Origin of the sequence: Onishia niordana (assembly GCF_004798965.1) — a bacterium.
GTDB classification, from domain to species: domain Bacteria; phylum Pseudomonadota; class Gammaproteobacteria; order Pseudomonadales; family Halomonadaceae; genus Onishia; species Onishia niordana.
Genome location: NZ_SDSD01000003.1, coordinates 183,189 through 204,397, shown reverse-complemented (window position 1 = coordinate 204,397; position 21,209 = coordinate 183,189). Strand labels below are relative to the sequence as shown.

At 59.7% G+C, this 21,209-nt stretch carries 19 protein-coding genes; 5 read left to right on the top strand and 14 right to left on the bottom strand.

Features of this window, described 5'->3' with window-relative positions:
- The first annotated feature begins 10 nt into the window (after window positions 1-10).
- Together pyk and ETC27_RS07560 are read left to right on the top strand one after the other, a co-directional pair.
- A complete protein-coding gene (pyk, locus tag ETC27_RS07565) occupies window positions 11-1,468 on the top strand; it encodes a pyruvate kinase (protein WP_136254396.1) in 1,458 nt (485 codons plus the stop codon).
- 43 nt (window positions 1,469-1,511) lie between these two features.
- On the top strand, window positions 1,512-1,985 hold the full coding sequence (locus tag ETC27_RS07560) for a methylglyoxal synthase (protein ID WP_136254395.1): 474 nt from the start codon (window positions 1,512-1,514) through the stop codon (window positions 1,983-1,985).
- Window positions 1,986-2,133: 148 nt separating this feature from the next.
- Here the strand turns inward: ETC27_RS07560 and ETC27_RS07555 are convergent, their stop codons facing one another.
- The 3 genes from ETC27_RS07555 to ETC27_RS07545 all read right to left on the bottom strand — a co-directional run bounded on the left by ETC27_RS07555 (window position 2,134) and on the right by ETC27_RS07545 (window position 8,348).
- A complete protein-coding gene (locus tag ETC27_RS07555; RefSeq protein WP_136254394.1) occupies window positions 2,134-4,821 on the bottom strand; it encodes a DUF3141 domain-containing protein in 2,688 nt (895 codons plus the stop codon).
- 265 nt (window positions 4,822-5,086) lie between these two features.
- Entirely contained in the window at window positions 5,087-6,922 is a 1,836-nt protein-coding gene (gene oadA / locus ETC27_RS07550) for a sodium-extruding oxaloacetate decarboxylase subunit alpha (RefSeq protein ID WP_136254393.1), read from the bottom strand.
- A gap of 10 nt (window positions 6,923-6,932) precedes the next feature.
- Complete coding sequence (locus ETC27_RS07545) at window positions 6,933-8,348, bottom strand: acetyl-CoA carboxylase biotin carboxylase subunit (protein ID WP_136254392.1); 1,416 nt, start codon at window positions 8,346-8,348, stop codon at window positions 6,933-6,935.
- 230 nt (window positions 8,349-8,578) lie between these two features.
- Here ETC27_RS07545 and ETC27_RS07540 point away from each other — a divergent pair, with 230 nt between their 5' ends.
- Entirely contained in the window at window positions 8,579-9,574 is a 996-nt protein-coding gene (locus ETC27_RS07540; RefSeq protein ID WP_136254391.1) for a LysR family transcriptional regulator, read from the top strand.
- Window positions 9,575-9,682: 108 nt separating this feature from the next.
- On the opposite strand, the gene dcd is transcribed toward ETC27_RS07540, so the two are convergent.
- Both dcd and apbC read right to left on the bottom strand, forming a co-directional pair.
- The gene (gene dcd / locus ETC27_RS07535; protein ID WP_136254390.1) at window positions 9,683-10,249 is read right to left on the bottom strand and encodes a dCTP deaminase; all 567 of its coding nucleotides are present in this window, start codon (window positions 10,247-10,249) and stop codon (window positions 9,683-9,685) included.
- Window positions 10,250-10,385: 136 nt separating this feature from the next.
- Window positions 10,386-11,186 carry an iron-sulfur cluster carrier protein ApbC gene (gene apbC / locus ETC27_RS07530; protein ID WP_136254389.1) on the bottom strand — a complete coding sequence of 267 codons (801 nt, stop codon included), beginning with the start codon at window positions 11,184-11,186 and terminating at the stop codon, window positions 10,386-10,388.
- A gap of 232 nt (window positions 11,187-11,418) precedes the next feature.
- Between apbC and ETC27_RS07525 the strand changes: the two genes are divergently transcribed.
- Window positions 11,419-12,063 (top strand): phosphoribosyltransferase, encoded by a 645-nt coding sequence (locus ETC27_RS07525; RefSeq protein ID WP_136254388.1) that lies wholly within the window; start codon window positions 11,419-11,421, stop codon window positions 12,061-12,063.
- A 179-nt stretch (window positions 12,064-12,242) separates the two neighbouring features.
- On the opposite strand, the gene ETC27_RS07520 is transcribed toward ETC27_RS07525, so the two are convergent.
- The 4 genes from ETC27_RS07520 to ETC27_RS07505 all read right to left on the bottom strand — a co-directional run bounded on the left by ETC27_RS07520 (window position 12,243) and on the right by ETC27_RS07505 (window position 15,478).
- Complete coding sequence (locus ETC27_RS07520; protein ID WP_136254387.1) at window positions 12,243-13,364, bottom strand: coiled-coil domain-containing protein; 1,122 nt, start codon at window positions 13,362-13,364, stop codon at window positions 12,243-12,245.
- 132 nt (window positions 13,365-13,496) lie between these two features.
- Window positions 13,497-13,922: an alternative ribosome rescue aminoacyl-tRNA hydrolase ArfB gene (gene arfB / locus ETC27_RS07515; protein WP_136254386.1), complete on the bottom strand. Its 426-nt coding sequence runs from the start codon at window positions 13,920-13,922 to the stop codon at window positions 13,497-13,499.
- Between the two features lie 77 nt (window positions 13,923-13,999).
- Window positions 14,000-14,965, bottom strand: a complete 966-nt coding sequence (gene corA, locus ETC27_RS07510; protein ID WP_136254385.1) for a magnesium/cobalt transporter CorA — start codon at window positions 14,963-14,965, stop codon at window positions 14,000-14,002.
- 78 nt (window positions 14,966-15,043) lie between these two features.
- A complete protein-coding gene (locus tag ETC27_RS07505; protein WP_136254384.1) occupies window positions 15,044-15,478 on the bottom strand; it encodes a thiol-disulfide oxidoreductase DCC family protein in 435 nt (144 codons plus the stop codon).
- A 109-nt stretch (window positions 15,479-15,587) separates the two neighbouring features.
- Here ETC27_RS07505 and ETC27_RS07500 point away from each other — a divergent pair, with 109 nt between their 5' ends.
- Entirely contained in the window at window positions 15,588-16,502 is a 915-nt protein-coding gene (locus tag ETC27_RS07500) for a YihY/virulence factor BrkB family protein (protein WP_136254383.1), read from the top strand.
- Here the strand turns inward: ETC27_RS07500 and ETC27_RS07495 are convergent.
- From ETC27_RS07495 to ETC27_RS07475, 5 genes are all read right to left on the bottom strand, one after another.
- On the bottom strand, window positions 16,486-16,947 hold the full coding sequence (locus ETC27_RS07495) for a tellurite resistance TerB family protein (protein WP_136254382.1): 462 nt from the start codon (window positions 16,945-16,947) through the stop codon (window positions 16,486-16,488). The genes ETC27_RS07500 and ETC27_RS07495 overlap by 17 nt on opposite strands.
- Window positions 16,948-17,052: 105 nt before the next feature.
- Window positions 17,053-17,814, bottom strand: coding sequence for an ABC transporter permease (locus ETC27_RS07490; RefSeq protein ID WP_136254381.1), 762 nt, complete (start codon window positions 17,812-17,814; stop codon window positions 17,053-17,055).
- The gene (locus tag ETC27_RS07485; protein WP_136254642.1) at window positions 17,811-18,737 is read right to left on the bottom strand and encodes an ABC transporter ATP-binding protein; all 927 of its coding nucleotides are present in this window, start codon (window positions 18,735-18,737) and stop codon (window positions 17,811-17,813) included. The genes ETC27_RS07490 and ETC27_RS07485 overlap by 4 nt, the downstream gene beginning before the upstream one ends.
- A gap of 138 nt (window positions 18,738-18,875) precedes the next feature.
- Complete coding sequence (locus ETC27_RS07480) at window positions 18,876-20,831, bottom strand: ABC transporter ATP-binding protein (RefSeq protein WP_136254380.1); 1,956 nt, start codon at window positions 20,829-20,831, stop codon at window positions 18,876-18,878.
- Window positions 20,832-20,873: 42 nt separating this feature from the next.
- Window positions 20,874-21,080: a DUF6494 family protein gene (locus ETC27_RS07475; protein ID WP_136254379.1), complete on the bottom strand. Its 207-nt coding sequence runs from the start codon at window positions 21,078-21,080 to the stop codon at window positions 20,874-20,876.
- Window positions 21,081-21,209: the final 129 nt, after the last annotated feature.

Here is a 21,209-nt window from a genome sequence, read left to right as displayed (position 1 = left end):
GGAGAGACGCATGTCGAATGCCCTTAACGGCCCGATCCGCCGCACCAAAATCGTTGCCACGCTAGGCCCCGCCAGTGACCACGAGGGCGTGCTCGAGGAGATGATCGCTGCCGGTGTCGACGTCGTACGACTGAACTTCTCTCACGGTTCAGCGGATGATCACCGCCAACGCCTGAGTCGCGTTCGCGAGATTGCGGACCGGCTCGGCAGGAGCGTGGCGGCGCTTGGCGACCTGCAGGGTCCCAAGATTCGCATCGCCCGCTTTGCCGATGGTGCTGTCCACCTGGAAGAAGGCCAGTCCTTCGTACTGGACGTTTCCCTGGACAGCAACGCCGGCGATGCCAAGCGTGTGGGCTGTGACTACAAGTCACTGGCCGAAGACGTGTCTGCCGGCGACATGCTGCTACTGGATGACGGCCGCCTGGTGCTTGAGGTCGAGGAAGTCAACGCCCCCGAGGTTCACACCAAGGTGGTAGTGGGCGGCAAGCTCTCCAACAACAAGGGCATCAATAAACAGGGCGGCGGGCTTTCCGCGGCGGCACTGACCGACAAGGACAAAGCGGATCTGAAGACCGCCATCGATATTGGCGTCGACTACCTGGCGGTTTCCTTTCCGCGCACGGCCGCCGACATGCTGGAGGCTCGCGACCTGCTCGGCGAGGCCGGCAAGGAAATCGGCCTGGTGGCGAAGGTCGAGCGTGCCGAGGCCGTCGCCGATGACGAAACGCTCGACGGCATCATCATGGCCAGTGAGGCGGTGATGGTGGCGCGTGGCGACCTGGGTGTCGAGATCGGCGATGCTCAGTTGATCGGCGTGCAGAAGCGCATCATCAAACGCGCACGTAGCCTTAATCGCGCCGTCATCACTGCCACGCAGATGATGGAGTCGATGATCGAATCGCCGCTACCGACACGTGCCGAGGTCTTCGATGTTGCCAATGCCGTACTCGACGGCACCGATGCGGTCATGCTCTCGGCGGAAACCGCCGCCGGCGACTACCCGGTCGAGACCATTGAAGCGATGAATCGCCTGTGCCTGGGGGCAGAGCGTGAACGCAGCGCTCAGGAGTCCGGCCACCGCATCCATGAAGGCTTCAGCCAGACCGATGAGACCGTTGCGCTGTCGGCGATGTATGCCGCCAATCACCTCAAGGGTGTGGCTGCCATTGCCTGTATGACGGCTACCGGCTACACCCCGCTGATCGCCTCGCGCATCCGCTCGGGGCTGCCGATCATCGGCTTCGCCCATAGCCCCATCGCCCAACGGCGCATGGCGCTGTATCGCGGCGTGGTTTCCCTCTACTTCAACTCCGGTAACATGAATCCTGGCGAGCTGAATGAGGCGACCATCAAGGAACTGACCGATCGCGGCATCGCCGAGAGCGGTGATTACATCATCCTGACCCGCGGCGAGCACATGAATGCGCATGGCGGTACCAATACCATGCAAATCCTGTCGGTCCAGTAACGCTAAACCGATCGCAGACACAGCCCAGCGAGGAACATGATTCATGAGTGAGCAACGCCCTGGACAGCAGACGACCCGCACCCTGCCCGGTCGTAAACGCATCGCCTTGATCGCTCACGACGGCAAGAAAGGTGAGCTACTCGACTGGGCACGGCGTTGGCAGGACACCTTGGCGGCTCACCAGCTCGTGGGTACTGGCACCACCGCCACGCGGGTCTCAAAGGAATTGGGGCTTGAGGTTGAGGGGCTGATGAGCGGCCCATTGGGCGGCGATCAGCAGATTGGCGCCCGCATCACCGAACAGCGCCTGGATCTCTTGATTTTCTTCTGGGATCCCTTTGCCCCGATGCCCCATGACCCGGATGTCAAGGCGCTGCTACGCCTGGCAGCGCTGTGGAATATCCCTGTGGCCTGCAATGCAGCCAGTGCCGACTTCCTGATCAGTTCACCCTATGTGGGTGAAGAGTTTGAGGTCGGCATTCCCGATGCGGGGCGTTGGGTGTCTGCGCGGGTCTAGCGCCAGAAGGCAACTCGACGACGCAGGAGACGCGACAGCGTCAGCGTAACCAAAAGCGCCGCCCTTAAGGGCGGCGCTTTTTTGAGGTCTGCCTTGTCAGCTTGTCAGATGATCAACGTCTCGGGTGATCAACGTCTCAGCTAGAGAATCAGGTATCACCGGAAGGTGGTGTATTCCCCTTGGACTTGCGAGCAGCGCGACGGCGCTGAGCTCTATTGCCCTTGGGGGCATTAGCACTCTCTTTGGGAGCATCAGCGGATGGGGTAGCTGCATCGCCCTTGGCAGCTGCACTGGACTCCTTGCGCAGCGGTTCTGGGATATCCGTCGGCTTATCAGCCGCAGCGGGACCCGCAGAAGCCTCTGAGGCCTTATCTTGCTCGGCCTGAGGTTCACTGGCAGCCGCTTCCACCGTGGTTTCAGCCTTCTCTTCGCCCACCTGTTGCGCCTTGTCTGACACCGCATCTTCCGCCTGCATTGCCTCGGGCTCTTGCTCAGACGGTTCTTGCTCAGACGGCTCTTGCTCGGGCGGCTTTTGTTCAGACTGTGGAGCCGGCACTCCCGGCGTGTCTTGTTGCTCACGCGTATTAGGCGCGTCAACGAGGGTCTCAGACGCCTCGGGGGTACCATTGCTTACCTGTGACGCCGCCGGACGCGCTTGATCAAAGCAGCGACGAATCGTCTCCAGTCGCTTGGCCGCGCGGTCGCCCGGCTCACCACTGGCGGCGAGCACATGTTCGATATGCGCCAGATGATCGTCGATTTCCTGGTTACTGGCCCCCTCAAGCATGACCGGTAGCGCACTCAGTGCCTCGCGCCGATCCAGCTTGAGAATGAAGAACTGCTCACGTACCAAGGCCTTGAAATCTTCGATCTTGAGGTTCGGCTCGAGCTCTTCGCGGGTCGCACGAAGGCGCTTGAAGTTTCGCTCGTCGGTGGACGGCGCGCCGCCCAGCACAAAAATCAGCGAGCGCATCACGGCAGCATGTGGGCCGCCCTGGTCAACACGCGCATGCAACTCGGCCCGCCGATTGGCCACGAAGCGCTGATGCTCGGGCTCGATGCCCGGACGACGCCTCACCGGCTCACCGTCTACCCCCAGACCTACCATGGTCTGCAGCCAACGCTGGCCATAGAGCTCCTGGAAGAGGCGTTCTGTCGCTTGGTCACGCACCTGCTGATAGCCTTCAAGAGAGGATTCAACCTGATCGGACAGGGTGAACTCCATCTGGCGAAAGGCATTTTCGGGTCCGGCTTGATGCCGGTCGGCACGAATGCGCTCAGCCAGCACCGGGACCGGCACCATCAAGGGGTTGCGATCAGAGAACAGCTTGTAGCCCAGGCGTATCGGGTGCATGCGACGGATCCAGCGCGCCGCCTCGGGTGTCATGACGGCTTTCAGCCAGGGCTGAACGAGCATCTGATAGATACCCCGATTGATCTCGGACACCCGTGCGACGGTGGCGAAACGGCGCTCATCCTCGGCATGGGGCTGGACGATCGCATTGATGTCGTCGATGCCTCGCGGAGAAAACTCCAGTAGGTAGTCACCATCCACATGCACTGCCTCGGCAGTGCCACGAGAGGCCTTTTCCGTCACCGTGGTCTCGTAAAGCCCCGGCGGCAGCACATCGATATAATCCATGTTGGCGGTGAACTCGGCGTGCTCCTTACGCGACACGCTGCCCGACACAAAGATACCCAGATGCCCCGTCGTATCATGCTGGCAGTAGACGATGGTTTGTTCGTTGGCAACGATATCGTCGACATCGCCATACAGATCGCTGATCCAGCCAAGCGCCTGCGGGGGCGGCGTGATGTCATCGCCCTTCGAGCAGAACACCACGATGGGCGAGCGCACGTTGCGCAGATCGATCCGGCGGCCATCCCGGGTGGTCAGTCGCGCATTACTCAGCTTGTTACCGACGAACAGGTTGTCGACGATATATTGGATTTCCTCGGCACCGAGCACCACATGCCCGCCCCACCAGCGCTCAAACTGCAGGTAGCGTTCCGCTTCGCTATCGACATTGGCATACAGGCGGTACTGCTTGGTCCAGAGGGTGTTGGCCGGATTAAGCTTCTCGAAGTTCTGCACGAGCAGAGCGCCATCGAAAAGCCCGGCGCCAAGATCACCGGCAAGCGCTGTGGTCCAACTGCCGCCGTTCATGCCACCGGCATAGCGCATGGGGGCCTTGCCGCGCTCGCCGGCCCAATAGGACAAAGGTGCACCGGCAATCAGGATCGGGCCGAAGCAATCGGGTTCCAGCGCCGCGGCCATCATGATTTGCCAACCCGCCTGACAGTTGCCGACGACCATGGGCTTTTCGTTCAGATGATCATGGCGGGCGATGACCTCCCAAAGGAAAGCAATCTCGGCGTCCACCACATCTTCGACCGTCTGGCCTGGTACCGGGAACGGCAAAAAGCCAATGAAATAGCAGGGATGGCCGGCGCGCAGCGCCACACCCAGTTCACTGTCCGGCTTGAAGCCGCCGATGCCGGGACCATGGCCCGCGCGAGGATCGACGACCACGAAGGGCCGCATGTCCGGATCGACCTCGACGCCTGCCGGCGGAAGGATGCGCATCAGCTCATAGTTGACCGGCCGCGGCAAATCGCGACCGTCCATGATCAACTCAGATTCGAAGCCAAGCACATTGGGCTTGGTCTGCTCCATATGCTCGAGGTACTGGTTGCCTCGTTCACGCATTACATCCAGGAACAGCACCTGACGTTCGACGGTATCGCGCCAATAGTCCATGGCACTTCGCCCGAACCCCAGCGGATCAAAAAATGATAAAGCCGTGTTCGTCATGGCGTTATAGGCAGCAAGCATACAATTCTCCCGATAGTCGGTGGGATGCAGGCCGTTCAAGACCATGCTGCGATGCAATATAGCCTATCGCGAAAGGCCGCTCCCTGTCACTGACTGACGATCCGTATGCTTTTATTAGGACTCGACTAGAGGGGCGATTGCCTTCGTCACCCCCTAGTCGTTTGCCACTCATCGCTACCCTCTATTTACGCCAAACTCCCATAAGCCTTAACCAAAGCCCAGCCTGACGATGCTCCAGTCGATGGCATCATCTAGCCAATGCGAGTCACTCGATCTCGATCAACACCTCGCCCGGCGTGACGCGATCGCCCTTGGCCACATGGATAGCTACCACGCTGCCGGCCTGGCGGGCATGCACCTCGGTCTCCATCTTCATGGCCTCGCTGATCAGTACCGCCTGACCGGCCTCGACCTTATCACCGACGGCTACCAGTACATCGACGATATTGCCCGGCATGGCCGTCGTCACGTGCCCCTTGCCGGTCGCGCGGGCACGACCGCCCGCATTGGCCGACCCGGCGTCATAGCTGTCGCGAGCCTCGAAGACCACCGACTCCGGCATGCCGTCGAGGGTCAGATAGACTTGGCGCTTGCCACTCATATCGCTACCGACGCCGGTGATCTGCACCTCGTAGGACTCGCCGTGCACGTCGATCACGAACTCGGTCGGTGTGGCCTCGGTGACCGGGCGCTGTGCATCGCTCGCCACTGGCGACGGCAGCGGCTCGGGCACCAGACTGCCGTCACGACGCCCCTGGAGATAGTCACGCCCTATATCCGGGAACATGGCATAGGTCAGCACGTCCTCTTCGCCCTCGGCGAGCTCACCGATGTCCGCAGTCAGGCGGGTCATCTCGGGGCTTAACTGGTCGGCCGGCCGCCCTTCTTCGATCTGCTGGTTGCCGATCGCCCGTTTCTTGAGCCCCTCCTCGACCGCCGCTGGTGGCTGCCCGTAGCCTCCCAGCAAGTAACGTTTGACCTCGTTGGTGATCGACTTGTAGCGACTGCCAGTGAGTATATTCATCACCGCCTGTGTGCCCACGATCTGGGAGGTCGGGGTGACCAGCGGTGGGTAACCCAGGTCGGCACGCACCCGTGGAATCTCGTCGAATACCTCGCGGATCTTCGACAGGGCATTCTGCTCCTTGAGCTGATTGGCCAGATTGGACATCATGCCGCCGGGCACTTGGTTGATCTGCACCGCCACATCTTCGCGGGTGTATTCGCTCTCGTAACCGGCGTACTTCTTGCGCACCTCACGCAGCTGATCCCCCACCGCCTTGATCGATTCCAGATCGAGGCCGGTATCAAAGGGTGTGCCCTTGAAGGCCGCCACCATGGCCTCGGTGGACGGATGACTGGTACCCCCGGCAAAAGCCGAGTTGCAGGTATCGATATGGCGGCAGCCTGCTTCCACAGCCTTGAGATGACACTGTGATGCCAGGCCGGACGTGGCGTGGGCATGCAGATGCACCGGTACCTCGACGGCTTCGACGAGCGCCCCGACCAACTCCTGGGTCGCATAAGGCGTCAGCAGGCCGGCCATGTCCTTGATGGCGATGGAGTCGGCGCCCATGTCGACCAGGCGATGAGCATCCGCCACATAGCGCTCAAGGGTGTGGACGGGGCTGACCGTATAGCAGAGCGTGCCCTGAGCGTGCTTGCCGCTGGCCTTGACCGCACGCATGGCCGTTTCCAGGTTACGCAGGTCATTGAGGGCATCGAAGACGCGGAAGATGTCGATGCCATTGTCGGCCGACTTGGCCACGAAGCGCTCCACCACGTCGTCGGCATAGTGACGGTAGCCGAGCAGGTTCTGGCCTCGCAGCAGCATCTGCAGCGGCGTATTGGGCAAGGCTTGCTTTAGCTGTACCAGTCGCTGCCAGGGGTCTTCCTTGAGAAAGCGCACACAAGCATCGAAGGTTGCCCCACCCCAGACTTCCAGAGAATGAAAGCCGACGGCATCAAGCGCAGGACATACCGGCAGCATGTCTTCGGTGCGCAGGCGGGTGGCGATCAGCGACTGATGACCGTCGCGTAACACGACATCGGTGATACTGACGGCATCGGTGGCGGCAGAGGAAGCCGTTGTCTTTGTCATGAAATTCTCCTTAAAGGCCGGCGTGGGCAGCAATGGCGGCAGCAATCACCAAGGCCGCCTCTTCGGGGTTGCGCTTGACCGAGTACTGCAAGAGTTCAGGATGCGCCGGCACGAAGCCGGTATCGAAATGACCGTTACGGAAGTCTGCGTGGCGCAGGATCTCCTCGTAGTAGGGGGCGGTGGTCTTGACGCCTTGCAGGCGCATGTCATTGAGCGCCCGGATGCCACGGTCGAGGGTTTCTTCCCAGGTCAGCCCCCAGACCACCAATTTCAGGCACAGCGAGTCGAAGTACGGGGGGATCTGGTAGCCGGTATAGATGGCGGTATCGGTACGCACCCCCGGCCCGCCGGGCGCGTAGTAGCGGGTGATACGCCCGAAAGACGGCAAAAAATCGTTCTTGGGATCTTCGGCGTTGATGCGAAACTGGACGGCATAGCCGTGGTGATGAATATCTTCCTGGCGAAACGACAACTTGTGGCCGCTGGCGATGCGCAGCTGTTCGCGAACGATATCGACCCCGGTGATCGCCTCGGTAATGGTGTGCTCGACCTGTACCCGAGTGTTCATCTCCATGAAGTAGATCTCGTTACCCTTGACCAGGAACTCCACGGTGCCGGCATTTTCGTAGCCCACTGCCTTGGCCGCGCGCACGCCGAGTTCGCCGACATAAGCGCGCTGTTCAGGCGTCAACTGGGGGCTAGGGGCAATTTCGATCAGCTTCTGATTGCGACGCTGAATGGAGCAATCACGCTCGAAGAGATGGATCACGCTGCCATGTTGATCGGCAAGGATCTGAACCTCGATATGATGAGGGTCGACCACGCATTTCTCGATAAAGACATCGGCGGAGCCGAACGCCTTGGTGGCCTCGGATATCACGCGTCCCCAGGCCTGTTCGAGCTGGTCGGCATTGTCGCAGCGACGGATGCCGCGACCACCGCCGCCAGAGGTCGCCTTGAGCATGACCGGATAACCGATGCGCTCGGCCTCGGCCAGCGCGTCGGCACAGCTATCGAGATTGCCCTCCGACCCCGGGGTGACCGGCACCCCCGCGTCACGCATTGCCCGTCGGGCCGCTGTCTTGTCGCCCATGCGGGCGATCACGTCGGCGCTGGGGCCGACGAAGGCGATACCGGCGGCCGTGCAGATACGAGCAAACTCATCATTCTCGGACAGAAAACCGTAGCCGGGGTGAATGGCATCGCAGCCGGTTTCACGCGCAAGATCAACAAGGCGGCGTGGATCAAGATAGCCCTCGAGGGGGTCATCGCCGACCTGGTAAGCCTCATCGGCTCGCTTGACGTGCAGGGCAAAGCGGTCGGGCTCGGTATAGATAGCCACCGAGCGAATGCCCAGTTCAGCGCAGGCTCGCTCGATGCGCACGGCGATCTCGCCGCGGTTGGCAATCAACAACTTCTGGAACACGGTTCGAATCTCCAGGGTGACGGGTTGCGTCCTGAGCGGGCCTGCGAAACACTCGAGAGCCCCCGGAAGGTCGACGATTCATCCTTCCTCATCCAGCGGCTCACGGGTATCCAGCCAACCCCGCTGCAGGACGTTTTTCACGCTACCGGGTGTTGAACCAATAGAAAAATTGATATTTTTTTGCCAACCTATAAGCTATACCTTATAGCTAGTCTTTTGCGGGAATACTGATGACTCGACCCAGTCTGCTCAATCGCCTGACATTTCGTCAGTTGCAGGTCTTTCAGGCCGTGCATCGCCAGCAGTCGTACTCCCGAGCAGCCGAGCAGCTAGGCCTCACCCAACCCGCGGTAAGCGCCCAGATCCGACAGCTCGAGCAGGCACTGGAGCAGCCGCTGTTCAAGTATGCCGGCAAGACCCTCCATGTACTGCCTGCCGCCGACGCGCTGGCCGCCTCGGTAACGTCGATCTTCGGCCAGGTCTCAAGTCTTCAGATGGAGCTATCCGAGATCGCCGGCACCATTCGTGGCGAGCTCAACCTGGCGGCCGTTTCTACTGCTCAGTACGTCGTCCCTCATATTCTGGCGCGCTTTCGTGCCCGCTATCCGGAAGTCACCATCCGCTTGCGTGTGTGCAACCGCAGCCAGGCCCTCGAGCGCCTGGCTGAACGACGCGATGACTTGGTCATCATGGGCATGGTGCCTCAGGATGCCCAATTGGCCTTCATGCCGATCCTCGATAATGAAATGATTCCGGTGGTCTGGCCCGGCCACCCGCTGCTGACGGCCGAGAAACCTAGCCTCGAGGACTTCGCCCGCCACTATGTGCTGATGCGCGAACCCGGCTCCGGGACGCGTACCGCCTTCGAAGAATTCGCCGCGAGAGAGCGGGTATCGCTGCCGCATACCATCGAGCTTGGCACCAACGAGGCGATCAAGCAGGGCATCATGGCGCACCTGGGCGTCGCGGTATTGCCGCGACTCTCCGTGCAGTTGGAAATCGCCTCCGGCCTGCTGGCTTCGCCGAAGCTGCCGGGCTTTCCGCTCAAACGCTCCTGGTGCACGGTCTACCCCAAGGACCGACCGCCTTCGCCAGTCACCGAGCTGTTCCTGCGCTGCGTGCGAGAACTGCTACCGGAGCTCAATCGCCACTTCAGCGGGCCGCTCGAACCCATGCAAGGCCACGGCGTGGTCTGCCTGCCGGCGGCAGACAGCACGCAATCCTAGCGCCTACTCGCATTTGCTATCCTCCAGACACCAAAAAGCCGGGCGTCCAACGCCCGGCTTTGCCATGCCACCTTGGCTGTTGCCAATGCTAGATCATCAGGTGCGCCATCAGGTGCGCGGCAGCGTAACGCCGCGCTGCCCCATGTACTTGCCACCCCGATCCTTGTAAGAGGTCTCGCAGACTTCATCGGATTCCAGAAACAGCATCTGCGCCACCCCTTCATTGGCGTAGATCTTGGCCGGCAGGTTGGTGGTATTGGAAAACTCGAGCGTCACGTGTCCTTCCCATTCAGGCTCCAGGGGCGTGACGTTGACGATGATGCCGCAACGCGCATAGGTCGACTTGCCAAGACAGATGGTCAGCACATTGCGCGGGATGCGAAAGTACTCAATCGTGCGCGCCAGAGCGAAGGAATTGGGCGGGATCACGCAGACATCCCCCTTGACGTCGACAAAGCTCTTTTCGTCGAAGGCCTTGGGGTCGACCACCGCCGAGTGAATATTGGTGAACACCTTGAATTCATCGGAGCAACGCACATCGTAGCCATAGCTGGAGGTGCCGTAGGAGATCACCCGCTGCTCGTTGACGTAACGCACCTGGTCCTCCATGAACGGTTCAATCATGGCGTCACTGGCGGCCATGCGACGGATCCAGCTATCGGACTTGATGCTCATCGGAGATTCCTTGGGGTGCGTCAGTAAAGGTAAGGGCAAAAAAAACAGGGCCGCTATCATAACGGCCCTGACGGCATTCCAAAAGACGTGTGGCCGGCACAGGCCCCCGAACAGGCCCATGCCGCAGTATGGGCGCCTAGTCGCCGAAGGAGATGCTCGGGCCCTCGGCTTGCTGTGAGGTAACGCCCTCGACCACGGAGCGCGCCACCTTGCGGAAGGTCTGGGCCACATCCCCTTCAGGCTCAGCAACCACGGTAGGCTGACCGCCATCGGCCTGCTCGCGAATACCCAGGCTCAGCGGCAGCTGACCGAGCAGCGCCGTCTCATACTGGGCGGCGATGCGTTCACCACCGCCAGCGCCGAAGATCGGTTCCTGATGACCGCACTGCGAGCAAACATGAAGGCTCATGTTTTCGACAATACCCAGCACCGGCACGTTGACCTTACGGAACATCTCGATGCCCTTGCGGGCATCCAGCAACGCAATGTCCTGCGGGGTGGTCACGATCACTGCACCGTCAACCTCGACCTTCTGAGCAAGCGTCAACTGGATGTCACCGGTACCCGGCGGCATGTCGATGAACAAATAATCAACATCATCCCAGACCGTTTGGTTAAGCAGCTGCTGGAAAGCACCGGCCACCATCGGTCCGCGCCATACCATTGGCTCGGTGATATCGACCAGGAACGCCATCGACATGGCCTGAATACCATGAGCGTTGAGAGGAGCAAAACGGTTCTCCCCTACTTGATTTGGCCGAACGCCCTCACCAATGCCCAGCATCTGCGCCTGACTGGGGCCATAGATGTCAGCATCCAGCAGGCCAACCCGATAGCCCTCGGCTGCCATGGCCAACGCCAAATTGACCGTCACAGTGGACTTGCCTACGCCGCCCTTGCCCGACGCTACGGCAACGATATGCTTTACACCCTCCATTACCCTCTTCTCCTGTGTCGTTGGTCGTCGGCATCGCTTGCCGCTATGCGTCGATTATAACCTGCAGCCCCCGACTAATCCCAAGCGGAATAGTCAACTTTTATTCTTAGACTTTCCTCGAGCAGTGAGGCTGTGCGCGATGGGACTATCGCCTCATGTCGAAGGCTGCGGTCGATACTCGTCAATATAGAATGCGCTACGTTAAAGGTAAGCTTTCCAGAGCCGCCACATCATGCTTTTTAAAGATCGACACGATGCCGGGCGCCACCTCGCCATGGCACTTACGGAATATCGACACCCCCCCACACCCCTGATCCTGGGGCTACCCCGTGGCGGCGTGCCAGTTGCCTTCGAGGTAGCTCAGGCACTAGGCGGAGAACTGGATGTATTCGTGGTGCGCAAACTCGGCGTGCCCTGGCATCCAGAATTTGCCATGGGCGCCATCGCCGGCAACGGTGTCTGCATCCTTCATCACGAGCTGATTGCAGGCCTGGGCGTCACTCAGGAGAGGCTCGACACCCTTATTGCCCATGAGACCCGGGAGCTACACCGCCGCGAGCAGGCCTATCGTGGCCAGCGTCCGCGGCCACGCATTGCTGGGCGCCGCGTCATCATTGTCGACGATGGACTCGCTACCGGCGCTACCATGCGGGCCGCCGTGGAGGCCTTGAAAGAACAAGCCCCTGGCGAGTTGATTGTGGCCATACCGGTGGCGGCTGCCGATAGCCTGAACGAGATTGAGGCTACCGTCGACCGGATCATTTGCCTGCATACACCTGAGGATTTCATGGCGGTGGGTCAGTGGTATCAACGCTTCAGTCAGACCAGTGACCAAGAGGTCCTGGCACTGTTGGAGCGGACTCTCCCGTCCCATTAACCGCTCCCAGGCGCGATGAGGCGAACCATCATCGCGGATCATTTAGGGCCTCGCCTACGACACCCAGCCAAGCTGATGGATACGAAACGGCCCCCTAAAGAGGGGGCCGTCGTACATGCCACTGATTTCTCTGCGCATGTCGTTACTTCAAGTAATTTCATGTCTGAAGAGACGTTGGGTCACTCGCCCCCCTCTGCTTTATCCCGCTGAATCTCCGTCTGGTCGCTCTTTGAGTCTGAAGCGTCCGACTGACCCGCTTCCTCCTGGGCCTCCGTCTGATTGCTGTCTGTCTCAGCATTGCCCGCTTGGCCGGCCGCCTTCTGAGTTTCCGCCTGATTACTCTCGGCTTCGTCGGCTTTTGCCTGACTGGCGTCCTGCTCTGAGGATTTGGCGCTATCCTCATTTGTGGACATCTCGTCGTTCATGGCAGAAGAACCAGAGGCGTCGTCAGTCTCGGAGTCCTGTGCTTGCGAGCTCACCGATACGTCGCTGAGCTCTTCTCGCCATTCGGCAAGCTGCGCCTCGAGGCGGTCAAGCTGATTGCGACGCGCATCGGTTTTATCGGTCAGATCGGCGAGCTGCGCCTCTAGGTCGGAACGCTTTTGCTGTGTCGCATCAAGTTGATCCAGTGCCTGCGTCAGTTTTTCGTCGACGTGGGAATAGGACTGCTCGGCGGCAGCAACCTTGGCTTCAAGCGAGGCGACTTGCTCTTCCAAGCTGGCAACTTCTTGCTTATGCGCATCACGGGTATCGTTTAGCGCTGCGATGTCGCTCTCCAACTCAGCCTGACGGCCTTTCGCATCGGCAATGGCACTCCGGTTCTCTTCGAGCGTCGCTTGCGACTCATCACGTTCCTGAGTGGCCTGTTCAACCTGCTCCGACAACGCCTCGCTCTTCGCTTCACGAGAGGCGACCGTGGCATCGAGTTCGTCCAGTGTCGCCTGACGCTCATCGATAGTTGTCGCCAGGGCATCCTGACGAGACTGCGCCTCGCTGACATTTTCTTCGATGGTCGCTAGGCGAGACTTGGCGTCTTCGGCCTGAGTATTCAGGTCCGCAAGCGCTGCTTCTGCCTCTTCAATGGATTCATAGGTTTCACTGAAGGCAGAGACACGCTCACTCATTGCCTCACGTTCGTTTTCAAGCTCTGCCACTCTGTCCTGGAGCTGTTCACGCTGCTCACGCTCGCTGCTTGCGTTGGAACTGGCATAGAAGGCATAGAGCACCACAAGCACCAGCACTACGACCAGCGCTTTTACCCGGTTGTCCTTCAGTAGTTCACCTACCGACTGATCCGCCATCGTTTCGTCTCCCGTTCAGCCCGGCTGATACGTGCTCACCGCGGCAATTGAACCATTGCAGTCCCGGACATTAGCTGTCCAGGCCAAGCGTTCAAGATAGGGGATATTAGCGTTGACTGCCATGCTCAAGGATCAGTCGATGGCCTGTTTGCTTACCTTGCCACGCAGGGCCTTGTGCTTGCCGCGCTGCTTCTTTTGCTCAATGCGCCGCTTTTTGGCGCCCTTGCTGGGACGGGTAGGAACACGTTTCTTCGGTGCATAGAGCACTTGCTTGATCAGGGATTTGAGTCGCGCCAGCGCTTCCTGACGATTGCGTTCCTGAGTTCGGTGCTCCTGCGCCTTGATGATCACCACACCGTCGCGACTGATGCGCTTGTCCCGAAGCGCCAGCAGCTGCTCCTTTACGCCCTCGGGCAAATGCGAGGCACGAATATCGAAGCGCAGGTGAATCGCCGAGGAGACCTTGTTGACGTTCTGCCCACCTGCGCCCTGGGCGCGAACCGCTTGCAAGTCAAGTTCATCATCGTTGATCACGATCTGTCGCGATACTTCCAACATTACCTGAATCCTTATATCCGGCATTAATAGCCAGCCTGATGGTATGGGGATTGATCGATACGGATGTATCCCACGGTCTAGAGCCACCCCGCCCGGCGAAAGCGCCAGTATAGCGTCCCGCAGGCAACGCCCATGACCGACAAGGCAATAGGGTAACCGAGCCGCCAGTCGAGTTCGGGCATATGCTCAAAGTTCATGCCCCAGATACCCGCAAGGATGGTCGCCATGGCGAAGATGGCCGCCCAGGCGGCAAGCCGCTTGTGTACTTCGCTCTCGTCGATCGCCACCATCGACAGGTTGACCTGAATCGCCGTGATGATGGTTTCGCGGATGTTATCGACCCCGGCCTCAATGCGATGGAGATGATCATACACGTCGCGAAAATATTCACGGGTATTGAGGCATAGCGCCGGCACACGACCGCCGACCAGATGTGCCGTCGCTTCGGCAAGCGGGGTGACGGCGTGTTTTAACAACATCGTGCGTCGCTTGAGTTGATAGAGGCGCTCGAGACTGGAGCGTGCCGTGCCACGAATGAAGATCTGATCCTCGATCTCCTCAAGCTCAGCCTCCAGCGACTCGACCACCGGGAAGTAGCGATCTACCACCGCATCCAACAGGGCATAGAGTACGAAAGCCGGGCCTTGCTGAAGCAACTGTGGCTCGCGCTCGCAACGTGCGCGCACGCCAAGAAACCCTTGGCTGGCATGCTGGCGAACCGACAGCACATAACGCTCTCCGAGAAACACGGCGACTTCGCCTTGGTCGAATTCGCCATCCACCAAGGTGATCGGACGCATGATGGCAAAAAGGGACTGGCCATATTCTTCAATCTTGGGACGCTGCTGGCCGTGAAGTGCGTCTTCTACCGCCAGCTCATGGAAATCAAACACCTCCTCGAATCGCTTGAATTCCTCGGGATCTGGATCATGTAAGGCGACCCACACAAAGCAGTCGGGATTCTGCATGGCCTCGGCGATATCCTCGACGCGGATGTCCCGTTGGCGATGCCCGTGCTCATACGCGACACAGTTGACGATCATCGGCTGACTCCTGGCGGGGACGTGGTCTCATCAGCACCATTATTGCCAAAAATGGCACACAAAGGCGACGCCGGGCCCTCAACTGTCGTCCTCTTCCCCCCTGCAAGAGCGAGGGTTTCGCTGGCGCGATGAATATTGCAGTGACGGGCGCCGCAACACCCTAAGCACAAGACCACGTAATCCACGCAGCAGCGGATACCCGCTATTGGCGCGCTTGTGGCCACCGAAGAGGCGTCGATTCAGCCGATTGAAGACGCCTACCGGACTACTGAGCAGGGCAAGGACACGCAAAGCGTCAGCCCCGTGGTACCACTGCGCATCGAGCTTCAGTACCATCCCCTTGTCGAGATCGAAGCCGAGTGCTCGCACGTCATCAATCACCGGGTCGTCACCGCGTGCATCAATCAGATGGAGCTCTCCCGCGGCATCTTGCAGCTGCAACCAACGCACGTAGCGGCGACAAAATGGGCACTGACCATCGTAGACCAGCAAGTTATCCGTTTCGGATGCCACGCTATCCTCCTGTCATACCTCGACTGACCATCTAGATGGCCGCCGATGTCCTCCTGCGCTTATGATGGTAGCCACTGTGCAAATCGCCGGCCCCACAAGGACGTTGTGCATGACGCATTACTTCTCCGCCCTGCCCCGCCTTATTCCCCGCCTGGCGCGCTTCGTCTGGCGAGTGCTAAAGGCCTTTCTGCGCAACAGGGGCATCCTGCTTGCTGGCGGAGTGGGCTACAACGTGCTGCTGTCGATCGTACCGCTCTTTGCGCTGCTTTGCGTGCTGCTTACTCATGTCGCCAACGAACAGCATCTGCTGGATGTTCTATCGCTACAGGCGAACCATCTGACACCGACGCATGCCAGCATCCTACTGGATGCCGTGCAGACTCTGCTTGAATCGCGGGATGCCATCGGCCTGATCGGCCTTCCGGTACTGCTGATCTTCAGCTCTTTCGCCTTTCGCATGCTCGAGGACTGCATGGCGATCATTTTTCATCATCCGGATCACGCAGCAAAACGCAGCGTCTGGGTTTCCGTATTGCTGCCCTATGCCTTCATTCTGGTCCTCGGCACTGGCCTGCTTGCCCTCACGCTGCTGGTATCCACGATCGACGCACTCAATGACGCTATGCTGGCCATTTTCGGCACTAATCTGCCACTTGCGAGCCTATCCGAGCCAGCCCTTAACCTGATCAGCTTCCTGGGTATGTTTGCCATGTTCAGCGCCATCTACAAGGTGCTCCCCGTGGTGCATATCGCCCTGCGACGGGCACTGGTTGGCGGCTTTGTGGCGGCACTGCTCTGGGAAGGGGTACGACAGCTACTGGTCGTGTATTTCGCCAGCCTGTCACTGGTGAATGTGGTCTATGGCTCGCTTGCGACCATCATCATCGTATTGCTGACCCTTGAGGTCGGCGCCATCATCCTGCTGTTGGGGGCTCAGGTCATCGCTGAACTGGAGCACAACGACCGGTCTGGGCTGCCTTGGTATGTGGACCCGCGAAAGCGTGCCATCAACTCGAGCCGCTGAGCGTCTCCTGCACGCTCAATTTGGCGCGAATAAAATCACTGTGCCTGACATAGAGAAGATCGGCCAAACGCCGAATGCGATGCTCTTCTAAAGGACTCAACTCGCCATCCGCATAGGCCAGCTGCCACATCAGGCGGATCAGCTCCATCCGCTGTTCATAGCCGTAGCGCTCCTTGATCAGGCTCACGAACTGGTAGTGATCCACGGCATCCTCGACTTCCTGACGCGCCAACACCATCAACTCATCGACGGCGGACTCACCGAGTGTGAAGTGACGCAAGAGCATCTCACGCAGCGCATCGAGTTCTCGACTGTCGTGGTGGTAATCGGCGCGTACCACTTCGCACAAGAGCGCAGCCGTCGCCAGCTCCAGGGTCGGCCCATCATTGTCCTGTTCCGAAGTGACCAGGGTGCGCTGAAAGAACTGCTGAATGGCTTCAAGCATGGGTATGACCTCTTGGGTGTGATATAGCGTCATGACGCTAACACCGACTGCGACCGGCTTGGCAGGGAAGAAGTTCAGATGCGGGCCGGTGAGTCGGTTAGCCGCCTAGGGCTTGAGCCGGTAGCCGCTGCGAAAAATCCAGCTCACCACCGCAAGACTCACCACCAGAAACGCCATCACCATGGCAAGGCTCGCTTCCAGACTGACATCGCCCACCCCATAGAAGCTCCAGCGGAAACCACTGACCAGATAGACCACCGGGTTGAAAAGCGTCACGCCCTGCCAGAATGGCGGCAGCATATCGATGGAGTAAAAAGTCCCGCCAAGAAAGGTCAGGGGCGTGATGACCAAGAGCGGCACCAGCTGCAGACGGTCGAACCCTTCGGCCCAGATGCCAATGATGAAGCCGAGCAGACTAAAGGTGAACGCCGTCAACACCAGGAAAAACAGCATCCAGAACGGGTGAGCGATCTCGAGGGGGACAAAAAGCCCTGCCGTCGCCAGAATAATCAGGCCCAGCACAATCGACTTGCTCGCCGCCGCGCCCACATAGCCCATGACGATTTCCATGTAGGACACCGGCGCCGAAAGCAGCTCGTAGATACTGCCGGAGAAACGCGGAAAGAAGATGCCGAACGACGCATTGGACACGCTCTGCGTGAGCAGCATCAGCATGATCAACCCGGGCACGATGAAGGCACCGTAGCTGATACCGCCCACCTCTGTGATGCGTGAACCGATCGCCGAGCCGAAGACCACAAAGTAAAGCGAGGTCGAGAGTACCGGTGAGACGATGCTCTGCAGCAGCGTACGCCGAGTACGCGCCATTTCGGAGCGGTAAATGGCCATCATGCCGCGAAGATTCATGGGTTCTCCCTTACCAGGCTGACAAAAATATCTTCAAGTGAGCTCTGCTCGGTATGCAGATCCTGGAAGTGGATGCCGGCCTTCCTGAGCTCCTCGAGCATGCCCGCGATACCCGTATGCTCCTGCCGGGTGTCGTAGCGATAGGTCAGCTGACGGCCATCCTCTGACAGCGTCAGCGGATAGTCGGCCAAGGCATTGGGCAGCGCCACCAAGGGATCGAGCAACTCAAGGGTCAGCTGTTTGCGCCCCAGGCTTTGCATCAGGGTTCGCTTGTCCTCGACCAGGATGATCTCACCGCGCTGGATCACCCCAATACGATCGGCCATTTCCTCGGCTTCCTCGATATAGTGAGTGGTGAGGATGATCGTCACGCCGTTCTCGCGTAGGCCACGCACCACCTCCCACATCTCGCGCCGAAGCTCGACATCGACGCCGGCGGTCGGTTCGTCGAGGAACAAAATGGTCGGTTCATGCGATAACGCCTTGGCAATCAGCACCCGGCGTTTCATGCCGCCGGACAGGGTGATCAAGCGGTTATTGCGCTTCTCCCACAGCGCCAGCGAGCGCAGCACACGCTCGATATGATCAGGGTCCGCCGCCTTGCCGAAGAGGCCGCGGCTGAAGCTGACCGAATTCCACACCGTCTCGAAAGCCTCATTGGTGAGCTCCTGAGGCACTAATCCAATCCGCGCTCGCGCCGCGCGATAGTCACGGATATTGTCATGACCATCGACCAACACCTGGCCTGAGCTAGGATTGACCAGGCCGCAGATGACGCTGATCAATGTCGTCTTGCCGGCGCCATTGGGCCCCAGCAAGGCAAAGATTTCGCCGGCCTGCACCTCGAGATTCACACCGCTCAGCGCCTGAAACCCTGACGCATAGGTCTTGGAAAGATCGGTCACGCTGATCGCCGGGGGCATGCCACCTGTCTGTTCCGACGCGTTATGGAATGCCGGAGATGAAGATAGAGATGAATTCAATGGATGCGGCTCTCCTTTGCGGCTGGTTGAGTCCTGGAGCGAGGGTTGGGGCCGCTCAGTCACGACCCATCGAACTGTCTACTGACGTTGCCGGTCAGGCACTGACGCTTCGCCCTCTCCCCTTGTTTGACCCTCCGCAGCGCCGATCGGCGCTGCGTCGGCTGCGGCCTCGAGCCCCAGAAAGCCACCGGACTGGCGTTGCCAAAGCCCCGCGTACGTGCCGCCAAGCTCGAGCAGTTCCTGATGCGTGCCGGACTCGATGATGCGCCCCTGGTCCATGACCACCAACCGATCCAGCATGGCGATAGTCGAAAGCCGGTGGGCAATGGCGATCACGGTCTTGCCCTCCATCAGCGCGTAGAACTGCTCCTGGATCGCCGCCTCGACCTCCGAATCCAGGGCCGAGGTGGCCTCGTCGAGCACCAGAATCGGGGCATCCTTGAGCAGCACGCGGGCGATGGCGATGCGTTGGCGCTGGCCGCCAGACAATTTGACCCCGCGCTCGCCGACATGGGCATCGTAACCGGTCCGGCCTTGGGGATCAGAGGCCTGACGAATGAAGGTATCGGCATGAGCGCGACGGGCCGCCTCGATGATTTCTTCCTCGCTGGCCTCCGGGCGGCCATAACGGATGTTGTCGCGAATCGAGCGATGCAGCAGCGAGGTATCCTGGGTCACCATGCCGATATGACGACGCAAGGAGGCCTGGGTCACCGTGGCGATATCCTGGCCATCGATCAGAATACGGCCGTCACCGATATCGAAGAAACGCAGCAACAAATTTACCAGGGTCGACTTGCCCGCACCGGACGCCCCGACTAGCCCTACTCGTTCACCGGGGCGCAGTGTCAGCGACAGGTTATCGAAGACGTTCGCTTGCCGGGCGGCATGGTTGCCGTCATCCATGCCCCGAGGCCCAGCCTCGTAGGAAAACGTCACTTTATCGAAGCGGATCTCCCCCTGTGGGACGCTCAGCTCCTGCGCCTTGGGGCTGTCACTGACGGCCTGGGCCTGGGCGATGGTATTGATGCCATCCTGTAAGGTGCCAAGGTTTTCGAAAAGCCCGGCGACCTCCCAGAGAATCCAGTCCGACATCATGCGCAGGCGCATCACCAGACCAATCGCCACGGCAATGGCGCCGAGCGAGATCAATGACTGGTGCCAGGAGAGAATGGCGAACCCTGCCATGGTCACCAACAACAGCGAGTTCAGGGTCTGCAGACTGACCGTCAACTGTGTGACCAGCCGCATCTGGCGGTGAACCGTCTCCATGAACCCATCCATGGCGCCTCGAGCGTAGGCCTGCTCCGCCTGGGTATGGGCAAACAGTTTGAGTGTCTGAATATTGGTGTAGCTGTCGACAATGCGCCCGGTCATATGGGCACGTGCGTCAGCCTGAGCCATCGAAATGAGCTTGAGACGTGGAACGAAGACCCGCATCAACACCAGATAACCGAGCAGCCAGACAAGCAATGGCGCCATCAACCACGGTTCGCTCCGGCCCACCAGCACCAAGGCACCGGTGAAATAGACTACGACGTAGACGAAGACATCCATCAGCTTGACCACCGTCTCTCGGATGGCAAGCGCCGTTTGCATGACCTTCTGCGAGACCCGCCCGGCAAATTCATCCTGAAAGAACGGCAAACTTTGCTCGAGCAGGTAGCGATGCGCCAGCCAGCGCACTCGCATCGGATAATTACCGAAAAGGCTCTGATGCGTGACCAGCGACTTGCATAGCACCAGCAGCGGAAAAGCCACCAGTGCCAGGGCAGCCATACCCAGCAACCGACCACCGTGATCGGCAAAAAAACGCTCCCGCTTCGCCTCGGCAAGCCAATCGACCAACTCGCCCATAAAAGCAAAGAACATCACCTCGACGACCGACACCATGGCAGCGAAAAATGTCATCGCCAGCAGCAGTGGCAATAGCGGTCGCGAATAGTGAAAGAGAAACGCCAGGAGTCGCCGAGGAGGTGTCTCCGGCACGGCGCCGGGATACGGGTCGATCAGCGACTCAAAGAAACGGAACATGATGCCTCGCGACGACGGGTCTTGTTGGATACCGCTAATGCATCACGCCAGGGTGATCTTGCCATCCACATTGACCTTGAGCTCAAGCCCTGCGATCTCGATCGTCGCCTTGGCGTCAAAGGACTCATTACCCTGAATACGCCCCTCTTCAATGGCTTGATCCACGGCCTGTTCGATCTCGCGCTGGGAATTGACACCGACCTGCTTGAGAAACTTGCGAAGACTGAGGTTGAACGTTTCTTCATTCATGATGTGCACCCTGAGTGAGGGATCACAAGACGCTGAGCGCCCGCTATTGATCCGTTGAATACGTTATCCATGCTACTGGCCATATTGCATGGTTTTAGCTTGATCCTGCTAGACCAATAACACTATTGC